The organism is Streptomyces sp. L500 (genome assembly GCF_054551825.1).
This window is the reverse complement of the sequence record NZ_JBTOLC010000019.1, coordinates 32,348-46,753: the sequence shown is the minus strand read 5'-3', so window position 1 is coordinate 46,753 and position 14,406 is coordinate 32,348. Positions and strand designations below refer to the sequence as shown.

The following is a 14,406-nucleotide window of genomic DNA, read 5'->3' as shown; positions in this document are numbered from 1 at the left end:
CCCGGGGGCGGGTGGATCAGTAGGCGCGCGCGACGATCGCGAGGGCGCCCTCGGCGTCGTCGGTCTCCGGCACCGAGCCGTCGGGCATCACCAGGCAGCGCACGGTCACGGCCTGCTCGGCCAGCTTGGCCTCGCCCTCCGCGCCCAGCGTCGCCCACGGGATGCGGGCCCAGCCGCCGGCGACGGCGGCCTCGGCGGCCTCCTCGATGGTCGCCACGTCCGTGGTGCGGGACAGGCGGCGCTCGCGCGACTGGCGCAGCAGCGTCTCCTGGTCCTCCTCCAGGACCTTCGGCAGCAGCGCGGCCAGCTCCTCGATGCGCACCGGCTCCTTGCCGCCCGGGATGCGGCGGGCCAGCATCGCGGTGCCGTTCTCCAGGTCGCGGGGGCCGATCTCGATGCGGACCGGGACGCCCTTGAGCTCCCAGTCGACGGCGCGCCGGCCGAAGGGGGTGTCGGTGCGGTCGTCGACCTGCACCCGCACGCCCGCCGCCTTGAGGACGTCGCCGAGCTCGCGGACCTTGGCGAGGACGGCCTCGTCACCCTTGATCGCCAGGACCACGGCCTGGACGGACGCCAGGCGCGGCGGCACGCGCAGGCCCTTGTCGTCGCCGTGGGACATGATCAGGCCGCCGACCATGCGGGTGGAGACGCCCCAGGACGTCTGCCAGACCAGCTCCTGCTGTCCGTCCTTGGACAGGTAGGAGGTGTTGAAGGCCTTGGCGAAGTTCTGGCCGAGCTCGTGGCTCGTGCCCATCTGGAGGGCCTTGCCGTCGCCCATCATGCCCTCGAGGGTGAGGGTGTTGATGGCGCCCGCGAAACGCTCCTTGGGCGTCTTGCGGCCGAGCACCACGTCGATGCCGAGGACGTTCACCATGAAGTCGTAGTAGACGTCCTGGTGGATACGGGCCGCGTAGTCGCGGGCGTCCTCGTACGTGGCGTGGGCGGTGTGGCCCTCCTGCCAGAGGAATTCACTCGTGCGGAGAAAGACGCGGGGACGCATCTCCCAACGGACGACATTGGCCCACTGGTTGATGAGCAGGGGCAGGTCGCGGTAGCTCTGCACCCACTTGGAGAAGTACTCGTTGATGATCGTCTCGGAGGTGGGCCGGACGACGACCGGCTCCTCCAGCTCCTTGCCGCCGCCGTGGGTGACGACCGCGAGCTCGGGGGCGAAGCCCTCGACGTGCTCCGCCTCCCGCGTCAGGTAGGACTGCGGGATGAAGAGGGGGAAGTACGCGTTGGAGGCGCCCGCGTCCTTGATCCGGGCGTCCATCTCCTGCTGCATGCGCTCCCAGAGCCCGTACCCGTACGGGCGGATGACCATGGTGCCGCGCACCGGGCCGTTGTCGGCCAGTTCGGCCTTGTTGATCAGGTCCTGGTACCAGCGCGGGAAGTCTTCCGCCTGGGGGGTGAGAATGGGAGCCTTTGCCATGCTGCGAATGGTACGGGGCCCGTCAGGCCGAGTGTGAATCCGTCCGCCGGCGACCGTCCCTTCCCGGCCGTCCGCGCCGCCGCCCGTACATCCGGCACATGCCATCGTGACGGCCGGGCAAAGCCTCGCCGTCACCCCCTGGACTCGGCGGCCGAAGCGGAGTTCTCTGGCATCGGGGGGTTTCTTCGCCGCGGCCGGAAGAAAACGGATACGCGGCACCGGATACCAGGCACCTCGGCACGGACAAGCGGCACTCATGGGGGCGGGACAACGGATCAGAAGACGTGAACCGGCGGATTGGGGCGCATTCGATGACACCAACGCTCGTGCGGCGGCACCAGCCGTCCCCGACCTCGCCCGAATCCCGGGCCCGCGACTGGGCGGAAATCCAGGAACGGATGCTGGTGCCGCTCTACGAGGCGGTGTACGAGCGCCTGGAGACCGGCCCCGGCACCCGGCTGCTGAGCCTCGGCTGCGGCTCGGGGCTGGCCCTGCTGATGGCCGCGGCCCGCGGGGCCGTCGTCTGCGGTGTCGACACCGACGGCCGCAGGCTCGCGCTGGCCCGTGAGCGGCTGCTGCCGGAGGGCGGCCGGACGGACGGCCCGCGGCTGGGCCTCGGCGGGCCCGAGGCCGTGAGCGGGCCGGACGACCCGCTCTTCACCCTCGTCACCGCCTTCGACCCGCTCTTCTGCGCGGGCACCGGCCCCCAGGGCCTCGCGCGAGGGCTCGCCCGCGCCGCCGCGTACGCCGCGCCGGGCTCGCCCGTCGTCCTGGCCGGCTGGGGGCCGCAGGAGCGCTGCGCGGCGTCCAGCGCGCTACGGGTGGCCGCGCGCCTGGCCGATCCGATGTGCGCCCCCGCCCGCTGGCGTCCCAGCGGCCGTGACGACCTGGAGAACCTGGCCCGCGACGCCGGGCTCACCCCGGACGGCTCGGGCCGGGTCTCCTGCCCGTACGGCTACGCCGACATGGGCAGCGCGGTGCGGGGCCTGCTGTCCACGGGCGCCTTCGACGCGGCGGTGCGGGCGACGGACGAGGAGCAGGTCGCCAAGGAACTCGCCGAGGCCCTCCACCCGTATCTGCGGGGCGACGGGACGGTGTGGATGCCGAACGTGTTCCGGTACCTGATCGCCCGGGTGTAGGCGTACGGACGACGACAGCCCCCGGCGTCGCCGGGGGCTGTCGTCGGTGTGCCGAGGGCCGGGGTCAGCCCATGAACTTCTTGAACTCGTCGGGCAGTTCGAACTTGCCGTCGGCGCCCGTCGGGAGGCCCGGCACGCCCTCGGCCTGCGCCTGCTCACGGCGCGCGGCCGCGGCCTCCGCGTCGGCCTTGCGCTTCATCGGGTTGCCCGACTGACGCTTGCCCTTGCCCTGCTTGATCTGCTTCTTCTTGCGGGCCGCGCCGCCGCCCATGCCCGGGATGCCCGGCATGCCCGGCATCCCGCCGCCCTGGGCCATGCGGGACATCATCTTGCGGGCGTCGAAGAAGCGCTCCACGAGGTTCTTCACCGCGCTGACGTCCACACCCGAACCCTTGGCGATACGGGCGCGGCGGGAGCCGTTGATGATCGTCGGGTCCTGGCGCTCGGCCGGGGTCATCGACTTGATGATCGCGGCGGTGCGGTCGACGTCGCGCTCGTCGAGGTTGTTGATCTGGTCCTTGATCTGGCCCATGCCCGGGAGCATGCCGAGGAGCTTGGAGATGGAGCCCATCTTGCGGACCTGCTCCATCTGCGACAGGAAGTCGTCGAGCGTGAACTCCTTGGGGCCCTTCGCCAGCTTGGCCGCCATCTTCTCGGCCTCGGCCTGGCTGAAGGTCTGCTCGGCCTTCTCGATGAGGCTGAGCATGTCGCCCATGCCGAGGATGCGGGACGCCATGCGGTCCGGGTGGAACGCGTCGAAGTCGTCCAGCTTCTCGCCGTTGGAGGCGAAGATGATCTGCTTGCCGGTCACGTGCGCGACCGACAGGGCGGCACCACCGCGCGCGTCGCCGTCGAGCTTGGAGAGCACGACGCCGTCGAAGCCGACGCCGTCGCGGAAGGCCTCGGCGGTGTTGACCGCGTCCTGACCGATCATCGCGTCGAGGACGAAGAGGATCTCCTGCGGCTGCACCGCGTCACGGATGTCCGCGGCCTGCCGCATCAGCTCCGCGTCGATGCCCAGACGGCCGGCGGTGTCGACGATCACGACGTCGTACTGCTTGGCGCGGGCGTGCTCGACGGAGTCCTTGGCGACCTGGACCGGGTCGCCCACGCCGTTGCCCGGCTCCGGCGCGAAGATCGCGACACCGGCGCGCTCGGCGACGACGCCGAGCTGGTTGACGGCGTTGGGGCGCTGGAGGTCACAGGCGACCAGCAGCGGGGCGTGGCCCTGGCCCTTGAGCCAGTGGCCGAGCTTTCCGGCGAGGGTCGTCTTACCGGCACCCTGGAGACCGGCGAGCATGATGACCGTCGGGCCGCTCTTGGCGAAGCGCAGCCGGCGGGTCTCGCCACCGAGGATGGTGATGAGCTCCTCGTTGACGATCTTGATGACCTGCTGGGCCGGGTTCAGGGCCTGGGAGACCTCGGAGCCGGTGGCGCGCTCCTTGACCTGCTTGATGAAGGCGCGCACGACGGGCAGAGCCACATCGGCCTCGAGCAGGGCGATGCGGATCTCGCGTGCCGTGGCGTCGATGTCGGCCTCGGAGAGGCGGCCCTTGCCCCGGAGGTTCTTGAACGTCGCTGCGAGGCGGTCGGAGAGGGTATCGAACACGGTGGTCGCGGATCCTTCTTGTCGTAAGTCAAGGCGGCGGCTGACCCCCAAGGGTATCCGGCCCTCCCCGGTGCAGTCAGCCGCCCAGTGACTCCTGGACCGCGCGGGCCGTCCGGGCGGCCTCCTCGGGCGGCAGCGGGCCGCCCCCGGGGCCGGTCACATAGAAGGCGTCCACGGCGCTCGCGCCCAGGGTGCCGACGTGCGCGCTGCGCACCCACAGCCCGGCGTCCTCCAGGGCGAGGCCGATGCGGTGGAGCAGTCCGGGGGCGTCCTGGGCGCGTACCTCCAGGACCGTCGCGTCCCGGGAGCCGCCCGGGGCCACGCTCACCCGAGGCGGCGCGTGGGGGACGCCCCGGCGCCGGCCGCGGTAGGCGGCCTCGCGCTCGGCCAGCCGCCCGGCGACGTCGAGGGAGCCGTCCAGGGCACGCGTCAGGTCCTCGCGCAGCCGCGCGGCCCCCGGCGGGGAGCCGTACTCGGCGGCGACGCGCCAGGTCAGCAGGAGGACGGGGCGCTCCTCGCCCTCCGGGCCGGCCATGGCGCGGATCTCGGCCGTGCGGACGCGCAGCCGGTGGAGGGCGAGCACCCCGGCGGCGGCGGGCAGGACGCCCGGCCGGTCGGGGAGCGCGATCAGCAGCTCGACGCCGACGGGCCCGTCGCTCCCGGCGCCCTCGGGGCGGGCCCGCAGGACGACGACGGGGGCGCCCGTGCGCCGGGCCTCGTCCGCCGCGCCCGTCTGCTCGGCGGTGGGGGCGCTCCGCTCGGGGCCGGGCGGGACGGGCCGGCCGTCGAGGGCGGCGGCCGCCCGGCGGACCAGGTCGGCCACCAGCGAGGCCCGCCAGGCGGTCCAGGCCGTCGGGCCGGTGGCGAGGGCGTCGGCCTCGGTGAGGGCGTGGAGGAGCTCCAGGACGGCGGCGGAGCCGACCGCGTCGGTGACCGCGCGGACCGTGGCCGGGTCGCCGAGATCGCGGCGCGTGGCGGTGTCGGCCAGCAGCAGGTGGTGGCGGACGAGCGCGGCGAGGACCTCCGTGTCCTGCGGGCCGTAGCCGAGCCGGGCCGCCACCCGGCGGGCGGTCTCCGCGCCCGTCTCGGAGTGGTCGCCCGGCAGGCCCTTGCCGATGTCGTGGAGGAGCGCGGCGAGGAGCAGCAGGTCGGGGCGGCCGACGCGGCGGGTGAGGGCGGCGGCGCGCACCGCCGTCTCAACGAGGTGGCGGTCGACGGTCCAGCGGTGGAGGGCGTTGCGCTGCGGGCGGCAGCGTACGTGCTCCCATTCGGGCAGCAGCCGGCAGACGATCCCCTCGGTCTCCAGGGCCTCCCAGACGGCCACGGCGGGCTCTCCGGCGCCGAGGAGGGTGAGGAGCTGTTCACGGGCCTCGGCGGGCCAGGGGACGGGCAGCGGCGGGGCGCCGGTCATGCGGCGCACCGCGTGCCGGGACAGCGGGAGGCCCGCCTGGGCGGCGGCCGCGGCGGCGCGCAGCGGGAGCACGGGGTCGTGCTCGGGGCGGGCGGTACGGGCGAGGCCGACCTCGCCGTCCTGTTCGACGACGCCTTCCGCCAGCGGGAGCCTCTCGGGCGTGACGAAGCCGCCGCGCCCGCCGCGTCCGCCGATGATCCGGCGCAGCCGGGGCCGTCCGGAGCGGGCGCGCAGGACGCGGGCGACCTCGCGCCAGGTGACCTCGGCGGCGTAGGAGACGGTGTGGGCGGCCCGGTAGACGTCGCGCAGGAGCGCGTCGGCGTCGGGGAGGCCGAGGGCGGCGGCGACCTGGTCCTGTTCCTGGAGGGCGAGCCGGTCGGTGGCGCGGCCGGTGGTGAGGTGGAGGGCGTCGCGGGTGTCGAGGAGGAGGGTGCGGGCGGCTTCGAGTCCCTCGCGGGGGGCGTCGGCGAGCCAGGAGGCGGCGACGGCCCGCAGGGCGGTGGCGTCGCGGAGGCCGCCGCGGGCCTCCTTCAGGTCGGGTTCCAGCAGGAAGCGCAGCTCGCCGTGGCGGCGGGCGCGTTCCTCGCACAGCTCGCGCAGTTCGGGCAGCCGGGCGGGGGCCTGGGCGCGCCAGTCCTCGTAGGCGGTGGTGCGGAGGGCGGCGGTGAGGGCCGGGTCGCCGGCGAGGTGGCGGGCGTCGAGGAGGCCGAGGTGGACCTTGAGGTCGCCGGTGGCGGCCTTGCGGGCCTCGGCCGGGGTGCGGACGGAGTGGTCGAGGGCGAGGCCCATGTCCCAGACGGGGTACCAGACGCGGTCGGCGAGGGCCGCGAGGCCGGAGGCGTCGGTGGTGCCGTCGTGGAGGAGGAGGACGTCGAGGTCGCTGCGGGGGGAGAGCTCGCCGCGCCCGTAGCCGCCGACGGCGACGAGGGCGACGCCCGGGGCGGGCCCGAGGAGTTCGCCCAGCCAGCTGTCGGTGGCCCGGGCGAGCCCGGTGCGCAGGGGCGGGCCGGTGAGCCGTTCCTCGGTCAGGAGGCGCAGCCGGGCGGCCGCGTAGCCGCCCTGCCGCCCCGGGTGCGTCTCGGTGTCGTGCTCCGTCAACGGGTGCTCCTGCCGGTCACAGCGCGTCGGGGCCGCGCTCGTCGGTGCGGACGCGGGCGACGGTGTCGAGGGGGACGACCCAGACCTTGCCGTCGCCGATCTTTCCGGTGCGGGCGCTGCGGACGATGACGTCGACGATGTCGTCGGCGTCGTCGTCCTCCGCGAGGACCTCTATGCGGACCTTGGGGACGAGGTCGATCCGGTACTCGGCACCCCGGTAGACCTCGGTGTGGCCGCGCTGGCGGCCGTATCCGGTGGCCTCGGTGACGGTCAGGCCGTGGACGCCGAACTCCTGCAGGGCGGTCTTGACGTCCTCGAGCTTGTAGGGCTTGACGATCGCGGTGACGAGCTTCACGCGTCCACCTTCTTGTCGTACGTGTCGTTCGGGCGCTGCTGCTGTGCGGGAGTGTGGTGGACGGCGCGGGAGGCGGCGGCTCCGCCGACGGCGGTGAAGTCGTAGGCGGACTCGGCGTGGAAGGCCTGGTCGACGCCGCTGATCTCGTCCTCCTCACTGGCCCGGAAGCCGACGAGCTTGTCGACGAGCTTGGCGAGGAGCCAGGAGACGGTGAAGGAGTAGGCCATCACCGAGAACGCGCCGGCGGCCTGGCGGCCGAGCTGGGTGAGGCCGCCGACGCCGTCGGTGGCGAGGAGGCCGACGAGGAGGGTGCCGATGACGCCGCCGACGAGGTGGACGCCGACCACGTCGAGGGAGTCGTCGAAGCCGAGCTTGAACTTCCAGCTGACGGCCCAGGAGCAGACGGCGCCGGCGACGAGGCCGATGAGGATCGCCCCGAAGGCGTTGACGGCGGCGCCGGAGGGGGTGATGGCGACGAGGCCGGCGACGGCTCCGGAGGCGGCGCCGAGGGTGGTGAACGCGCCGTGCCGGATCCGCTCGTAGGCGAGCCAGCCGAGCATGGCGGCGCCGGTGGCGATCTGGGTGTTCATGGCCATGTTGGCGGCGGTGCCGTTGGCGGCGAGCGCGGAGCCGGCGTTGAAGCCGAACCAGCCGAACCAGAGCAGCCCGGCGCCGAGCATCACCAGGGGCAGGCTGTGGGGGCGCATCGGGTCCTTCTTGAAGCCGACGCGCTTGCCGACGACGAGGACGGCGGCCAGGGCGCCGATGCCCGCGTTGATGTGGACGGCCGTGCCGCCCGCGAAGTCGATCACCTTGAGCTTGAACAGCCAGCCGTCGGCCTGCCAGACCCAGTGGGCGACGGGGAAGTAGACGACGCTCACCCACAGGGTGATGAACAGCGTCCAGGCGCTGAACTTCACGCGGTCGGCGAGGGCGCCGCTCATCAGGGCGGGGGTGATGACGGCGAACATCATCTGGAAGAGGGCGAAGGCGAGGACGGGGACGCCCTCCTTGCCGCCGGTGAGGGTGTCGGGGTGGATGCCGCTCAGGCCGAGGTGGCCCAGGCCGCCCAGCAGCCCGGCGCCGATGTCGTCACCGAAGGCCAGGGAGTAGCCGTAGAGCACCCACAGGACGCTGACGACGCCCAGCGAGATGAACGACATCATCAGCATGTTGAGCGCGCTCTTGACCCGGACCATGCCGCCGTAGAAGAAGGCCAGGGCGGGTGTCATCAGCATCACGAGCGCGGCACTGATCAGTACGAACGCGGTGTCTGCGCCATTCAATGTCGGTGTCTCCTCGCCGCCGCGGCCCGCGCCCCCGTGCGGGCGGTGTTGCTTCGGTGGGCCGTTGTCGCCTTGAGGCTGTCGCAGCGCGGTTTCAGCCGGTGCCGTGGGCTGTTTCACGCCGGTGACGATGGGGCCGGGCGTGTTACGCCCCGGTGAACGGCGGGACGGGCGCGGCCGGTCTCCCCTACCCTGCGGCCCGACCGGCCGCGCTCCCGCGCGCGGACACGGACCGGCCGCGGCGACCGTCCGGGGGTGACCTGGCGTGGGGGAGGCCGAGTCGGGCTGTACGGAGGGTCGTCGCGGCCGGGCAGAGGGGCCGGAGGTTCAGACCGCGTGGGCGGCCTCCAGGGATTCCGGCAGGTGAACGGCGAGGTGGTCGGTCAGGTCGACGACTTCGGCGACGTCCCCGAAGTCGCGCAGGGCGTTGTCCACGGTCTTGCGCAGCCGGTTGTTGACCCGCTCGGAGCGGACCTGCTTGGCGATCCGCAGCGCCTTCTTCACGGGCTCGGCGCAGGCCTCCGGCTCGCGCTGGAGGAGGTGGACGGTGGCCATGCCGATCAGGTTGAGCGCATACGAACGCTGGTGCTCGTCGTCCTGGGCGAACAGCTCGACGGCGCGCTCCATCTTGGGCCGCGCGAGCTGGGCGTAGGTGGGGCTGCAGCCGGCCACATAGGCCAGGTCGCGGAAGGAGTGGGCGTTCTCGGCGTTGAGCTCGGCCTCGGAGAAGAAGCGGATCCAGTCGGGGTCGCGGTCGCTCTTGGAGCAGTCCGCGAAGCAGTCCTCGGCCATGGCGACCGCGCGCTTGACCTTGGCGGGCTGGCCCATGTTGGCGTAGGCGCGGGCCTCCATGGCGTGGAGCATGGCCTGGGTGCGGGGGGTGGCCGTCTCCCGGGAGCCGTACTGGCCGAGGTGGATCAGCTCCAGGGCGTCGTCGGGCCGGCCGAGGTGGATCATCTGGCGGCTCATCATGGAGAGCACGAACGAGCCCAGGGGGCGGTTGCCGGCCTCCTTGGCGGCGTGGAGGGCGAGGACGAAGTACTTCTGGGCGGTGGGGTGGAGGCCGATGTCGTAGCTCATCCAGCCGGCCAGCTCGGCCAGCTCGGCGGCGACGTGGAACAGCCGCCGGGTGGTCTCGTCGGGCTGGGGCTCCTGGAGGAGGTCGGTGACCTCGTGGAGCTGGCCCACGACGGCCTTGCGGCGCAGCCCGCCGCCGCACTGGGCGTCCCACTGGCGGAACATCACCGTCGTCGACTCCAGCAGCTCCAGCTCCGGCTCGGAGAGCCGGGACCTGCGGGAGCGGTCGCGCTCGGCGGACCGCGCGGCGTCCCGGCCGGTGGGGCCGGGCACCAGCCAGCGCTGCATGGGCTCGATGAGGGCGGGCCCGGCGGTGAGGGCGAGCGAGGTGCCGAGGAAGCCCCGGCGCGCGAGCATCAGATCGCTGCGGGAGAACTCGCTGAGCAGCTCCACGGTCTGGGGGGCGGCCCAGGGCAGGTCGACCCCGCCGACGGAGGGCGACTGGTGGGCGACGCGCAGGCCGATGTCCTCGACGCCGACGACGCAGCCGAAGCGCTCGGAGAACAGCTCGGAGAGGATCTTGGGGATGGGCTCGCGGGGCTGCTCGCCGTCCAGCCAGCGGCGCACCCGGGAGGTGTCCGTGCTGATGTGGTGGGCGCCGAGCTGCCGGGCCCTTCGGTTCACCTGGCGGGCGAGCTCGCCCTTGGACCACCCGCTGCGCAGGAACCAGGAGTTCAGCTGTTCGTTCGGGCGTTTCTCACCCTTGTCGGCCCGGTCGGCCTTCTCGGCCCGATCGGTGCCGTCGGCACCACTGACATTGCCGCTCACGGGAACGCCCCCATCCACAATCCGCAATTCCGCGACCAAACGCGTCCGCGTCCACACAGCGGCCCGCTTCCGCACCTTGCCTGTGACCACGCCCATACGTGTCCACACGTGCGTTCACCACGTCTGCGCGTGAACCGCCCACAGCTTGCCGCGTGTTGCGGCCGCCTGTCCGGCGCTGTCCATGCACCGAAAGTAATCCTACGATCACCGTTCAGGCGAGAGCGGTCCAGTAAACGCCACCATTCGCCACCCCAAGGAATGAACGAGTCACCCGCAGTTCGCGATTGACTTGACGCGGAACGACCACAGGAAAACCGGGCAGCGGGTGGATCGTCGCGCGCCACGGCGCGCGCCCTCCGGCGCACCACCCGTCGCACACCGTCGCGCCGCCCCGGAGGACACGTCCGCGACCGTACGTGTCCGAGACACTCCGACACGTAACCAACCGCGAACACGACCCGTTGGAGGGGGTATGGGCTTCACAATCGGCGGCATCCGGGACCTGCGCTCGAGCTCTCGGCGCCGAGGCCGCGCGTCCGAATACGCGACGACGGTCGCGGAGTACACCGGCCTGTGGGGCTGGGACGTGGTCCCGGGCGCCCGGGCCGCGCGCGGGGGCCGGGTGGTCTGCTCCTGCGGAGCCGCCGACTGCCCCTCCCCCGGCGCCCACCCACTCCCCTTCGCCCCGCCCGTCCCGGCGGGCTCCACGCTGGACGAGGCCGCGGCCGCCTGGGCGGAGGTGCCGGGCGCGGCGGTGCTGCTGCCGGTGGGGCGCTCCTTCGACGTGCTGGAGGTCGCCGAGGCCGCCGGGCGGCACGCCCTGGCCCGGCTGGAGCGGATGGGGGTGCCGCTGGGCCCCGTGGCCCTCACCCCCGACGGGCGCGCGCTGTTCCTCGTCGCCCCCGGCGCGGCCGCGGAGCTCCCCCAGCTGCTCTACCGCATGGGGTGGGACGACGCCCGGCTCGATCTGCGCGGCCTGGGCCGCGGCGATCACATCACGGCCCCGCCCTCGGACTACGCGGGTCTGGGCCCGATGCGCTGGCTGCTGCCGCCCGCCCTCGACACGGCGGGCTGCCCCCCGGAGGCCCGCCTCCTGCTGGGGACGCTGGCGTATGTGTGCCACCGTTCCGCCGGCGCCTGAGCGCTTCGCCGGAATCGCGGTCAGTCGACTGCGGGCCGTCGATGGCCGGTCGCGCGGTTCCGGGTACGGGCGAGCCCCGTCGCGATGTACTGCGCGACGGGGCTCGTGCGGATCGTGACGCGGCCTGCGGCTAGTCGCCGATCAGCGCGTCGACGAACGCCTCGGGCTCGAACGGCGCGAGGTCGTCCGCGCCCTCGCCGAGACCGACGAGCTTGACCGGCACGCCCAGCTCGCGCTGGACCTGGACGATGATGCCGCCCTTGGCCGTGCCGTCGAGCTTGGTGAGGACGACACCGGTGATGTCGACGACCTCGGCGAAGACCCGCGCCTGGACCAGGCCGTTCTGGCCGGTGGTGGCGTCGAGGACGAGCAGCACCTCGTCGACCGAGCCGTGCTTCTCCACGACGCGCTTGACCTTGCCGAGCTCGTCCATCAGACCGGTCTTGGTGTGCAGCCGGCCGGCGGTGTCGATGAGCACGACGTCCGCCTTCTCGGCGATGCCCTCCTTGACCGCGTCGAAGGCGATCGACGCCGGGTCGCCGGCCTCGGGGCCCCGGACCGTGCGCGCGCCCACGCGCTCGCCCCAGGTCTGGAGCTGATCGGCGGCGGCGGCACGGAAGGTGTCGGCCGCGCCCAGGACGACGGACTTCCCGTCGGCGACGAGCACCCGGGCGAGCTTGCCGGTGGTGGTGGTCTTGCCGACGCCGTTGACGCCGACGACCATCACGACGCCGGGCTTCTCCTCGCCGTTCGTCCCCACACCGGGCTCGGTGTGGACACTGCGGTCGGCCTCGGTGCCGATCAGGGTGAGCAGTTCCTCGCGCAGCAGGGCGCGCAGCTCGTCGGGGGTACGGGTGCCGAGGACCTTGACGCGCTCGCGCAGGCGCTCGACGAGCTCCTGGGTGGGCGCGACGCCCACATCGGCGGTGAGGAGGGTGTCCTCGATCTCCTCCCAGGTGTCCTCGTCGAGGTGCTCACGGGACAGCAGGGTCAGCAGACCCTTGCCGAGGGAGTTCTGAGAACGGGAGAGCCGGGCCCGCAGCCGCACCAGCCGGCCGGCGGTGGGCTCGGGAACCTCGATCTCGGGCTCGGCCGGGGCGGCGGCCTCGGCCGCGGGCTCCGGTTCGACGACGGGAGCGGTCTCCTCCGGGGCGGGGGCGGCCTCGGGGAGCTCCACTTCCTCAACGGTGCGGCGGGGTTCCGGCCGCGGGGTCTCGGCCTCCTCGCCGACGTGCGGTTCGGCGGGCGGCGCGGTGACGGTCGGGCTGCTCGGCGGAGCGGGCGGCAGCGCTTTCTTCTTGCGGCTGCTGACCACGAGCCCGCTGATCGCGCCCAGCGCGACCACGGCGATGACTACAGCAAGGATGACGATGTCCATAACGCCCCCCAGTATCGGGCACCTGCGCGCGGAGGGGCCGCGCTGCCTTCGAACAGGGCGTGTTCGTGCTTTTCCACAAGGACCAATGGCACTAACCGGCCAAAGTTAGATCAAAGTACGATGGCGTGGGCTCACGCGACGCGCGTAGAGTCCCAACGTCCCTTTCTGCCCAGGCCCCGCCCTGCAATTCCCCCACACGGAGCCCCCGATATGGCCCCCACCATGGACAACGCTGCCGAAGGCGCCAACGTGTCCAGCACCGACAGCGCCGTGAGCGCCGTCGAGACCCGCGGTATCGAGCCGGTACCCGACAACGAACGCCACGGCCGGGTCCGGGAGCTCTTCCCGACCTGGGTGGCCGCCAACATCAGCGTGCTGCTGCTCACCATGGGCGCGGCGCTGGTGGTCTTCAACAAGCTGAACTTCTGGCAGGTCATGATCGTCGCGGCGTGCGCCGCGCTCGTGTCGTTCGGCCTGGTCGGCGTGGTCTCCGTGTCGGGCAAGTGGGGCGGCGCGCCCGGCGCGATGCTCTCTCGGGCCACCTTCGGTGTGCGCGGCAACCTCTTCCCGGGCGCGATCCTGTGGGTCGCCCGCTTCGGCTGGGAGACGATCAACGCGGTCACCGGCGCCTACGCGGTGCTGACCGTGCTCGATCTGGTCTTCGGTGTGAAGAGCAACAACGTGCTGATCGTCATCACGCTGTTCGTCTTCGTCGCCTGCACGTTCCTGGTGAGCGGCATGGGCCGCAAGGCGCTCAACGTCTGCAACACCTGGTCGACGTACCTCTTCGGCGTCTTCAGCGTGCTGGTGCTCGGCTACCTGATCGCCAACATCAAGTGGGACGACGTCTTCTCCAAGCCCGCCGGTACGACCGCGATGATGATCGCCGGCATCGGCACCATCGCCGCGGGCGGCATCAGCTGGGTGCCCACCGGCCCCGACTTCGCCCGCTACCTGCCGCACGCCGCCTCCGGCAAGAAGATCGCCGGCGTCACGGTCTCCGGCGCGGGCCTCGTGATGGTCCCCATGGTGATGATGGGCGCGGTCATGGCCGTGGCCACGCCGGGTCTCGCCGACGCTCCGGACCCGGTCTCCTTCCTCGGCGACATCCTCCCGACGTGGCTCGCCGTGCCCTACCTGATCACCGCGATCGTCGGCATGCTGCTGATCAACTCCCTGTCGATGTACTCGGCCGGCTTCACCGCCCAGACGATGGGCGTCAAGCTGCCGCGCGCGCTGGCCGTGAGCATCAACGCCGCGATCTCGCTGGTCGGCGGTCTGCTGCTGATGCTGGTCGCGAAGAGCTTCCTGAGCTCGTTCATCACCTTCCTGATCCTGCTGGCCGTCTCCTTCTCGGCCTGGATCGGCGTCTACGTCGTCGACATGAACCGCCGCCGCAAGCGCGCGGTGCGCTACGACGCCGAGGCCCTCATGGACACCGGCCGTACGAGCAAGTACTGGTACGTCGGCGGCTTCTGCTGGCAGGCGATGACGGCCTGGGCCGTCGCCCTGATCGCGGGCATCGCCTTCACCAAGTGCGACTGGTTCGCCGGCCCGCTGTCGGGCACGTTCGTCGGCAAGTACGGGCTCGGTTGGGCGGCGACGATCGTGATCTCGGCGGCGGTCATGGCGGCGCTGCCGGCGCCGCGGGAGGTTGCGGCGGAGGTTTCGGCTGACGCGCCGGAGCGCGAGAAGGTCGCCGCGTAACCTTC

10 protein-coding genes are annotated in these 14,406 nt (G+C 72.6%); 3 read left to right on the top strand and 7 right to left on the bottom strand.

Annotated features, from left to right (window positions below):
• Positions 1-16: 16 nt before the first annotated feature.
• Positions 17-1,432 (bottom strand): proline--tRNA ligase, encoded by a 1,416-nt coding sequence (proS, locus tag ACX9I7_RS19005; protein ID WP_387565650.1) that lies wholly within the window; start codon positions 1,430-1,432, stop codon positions 17-19.
• Positions 1,433-1,743: 311 nt separating this feature from the next.
• Here proS and ACX9I7_RS19000 point away from each other — a divergent pair, with 311 nt between their 5' ends.
• Entirely contained in the window at positions 1,744-2,571 is an 828-nt protein-coding gene (locus tag ACX9I7_RS19000) for a class I SAM-dependent methyltransferase (RefSeq protein ID WP_387565653.1), read from the top strand.
• A gap of 64 nt (positions 2,572-2,635) precedes the next feature.
• Here the strand turns inward: ACX9I7_RS19000 and ffh are convergent, their stop codons facing one another.
• From ffh to nsdA, 5 genes are all read right to left on the bottom strand, one after another.
• Positions 2,636-4,180, bottom strand: a complete 1,545-nt coding sequence (ffh, locus tag ACX9I7_RS18995; protein ID WP_358630550.1) for a signal recognition particle protein — start codon at positions 4,178-4,180, stop codon at positions 2,636-2,638.
• A gap of 76 nt (positions 4,181-4,256) precedes the next feature.
• Positions 4,257-6,689: a [protein-PII] uridylyltransferase gene (locus ACX9I7_RS18990; RefSeq protein WP_459387984.1), complete on the bottom strand. Its 2,433-nt coding sequence runs from the start codon at positions 6,687-6,689 to the stop codon at positions 4,257-4,259.
• A 16-nt stretch (positions 6,690-6,705) separates the two neighbouring features.
• Positions 6,706-7,044: a P-II family nitrogen regulator gene (locus tag ACX9I7_RS18985; protein ID WP_358630556.1), complete on the bottom strand. Its 339-nt coding sequence runs from the start codon at positions 7,042-7,044 to the stop codon at positions 6,706-6,708.
• The gene (locus tag ACX9I7_RS18980; protein ID WP_459387983.1) at positions 7,041-8,330 is read right to left on the bottom strand and encodes an ammonium transporter; all 1,290 of its coding nucleotides are present in this window, start codon (positions 8,328-8,330) and stop codon (positions 7,041-7,043) included. Before ACX9I7_RS18980 ends, ACX9I7_RS18985 begins: the two co-directional genes overlap by 4 nt.
• A gap of 327 nt (positions 8,331-8,657) precedes the next feature.
• Positions 8,658-10,175 (bottom strand): transcriptional repressor NsdA, encoded by a 1,518-nt coding sequence (gene nsdA / locus ACX9I7_RS18975; protein ID WP_387565663.1) that lies wholly within the window; start codon positions 10,173-10,175, stop codon positions 8,658-8,660.
• 472 nt (positions 10,176-10,647) lie between these two features.
• Between nsdA and ACX9I7_RS18970 the strand changes: the two genes are divergently transcribed.
• Positions 10,648-11,316 carry a bifunctional DNA primase/polymerase gene (locus tag ACX9I7_RS18970; RefSeq protein ID WP_459387982.1) on the top strand — a complete coding sequence of 223 codons (669 nt, stop codon included), beginning with the start codon at positions 10,648-10,650 and terminating at the stop codon, positions 11,314-11,316.
• Between the two features lie 130 nt (positions 11,317-11,446).
• Here ACX9I7_RS18970 and ftsY read toward each other — a convergent pair whose 3' ends face one another.
• Positions 11,447-12,694, bottom strand: coding sequence for a signal recognition particle-docking protein FtsY (gene ftsY / locus ACX9I7_RS18965; RefSeq protein WP_189451124.1), 1,248 nt, complete (start codon positions 12,692-12,694; stop codon positions 11,447-11,449).
• Positions 12,695-12,916: 222 nt separating this feature from the next.
• Between ftsY and ACX9I7_RS18960 the strand changes: the two genes are divergently transcribed.
• Positions 12,917-14,401 (top strand): purine-cytosine permease family protein, encoded by a 1,485-nt coding sequence (locus ACX9I7_RS18960; protein ID WP_387565668.1) that lies wholly within the window; start codon positions 12,917-12,919, stop codon positions 14,399-14,401.
• Positions 14,402-14,406: the final 5 nt, after the last annotated feature.

Bases quoted from the DNA above. Each gene is read 5' to 3' on its own strand.
- proS (WP_387565650.1), bottom strand. From the start codon at position 1,432: ATGGCAAAGGCTCCCATTCTCACCCCCCAGGCGGAAGACTTCCCGCGC.
- ACX9I7_RS19000 (WP_387565653.1), top strand. From the start codon at position 1,744: ATGACACCAACGCTCGTGCGGCGGCACCAGCCGTCCCCGACCTCGCCC.
- ACX9I7_RS18970 (WP_459387982.1), top strand. From the start codon at position 10,648: ATGGGCTTCACAATCGGCGGCATCCGGGACCTGCGCTCGAGCTCTCGG.
- ftsY (WP_189451124.1), bottom strand. From the start codon at position 12,694: ATGGACATCGTCATCCTTGCTGTAGTCATCGCCGTGGTCGCGCTGGGC.
- ACX9I7_RS18960 (WP_387565668.1), top strand. From the start codon at position 12,917: ATGGACAACGCTGCCGAAGGCGCCAACGTGTCCAGCACCGACAGCGCC.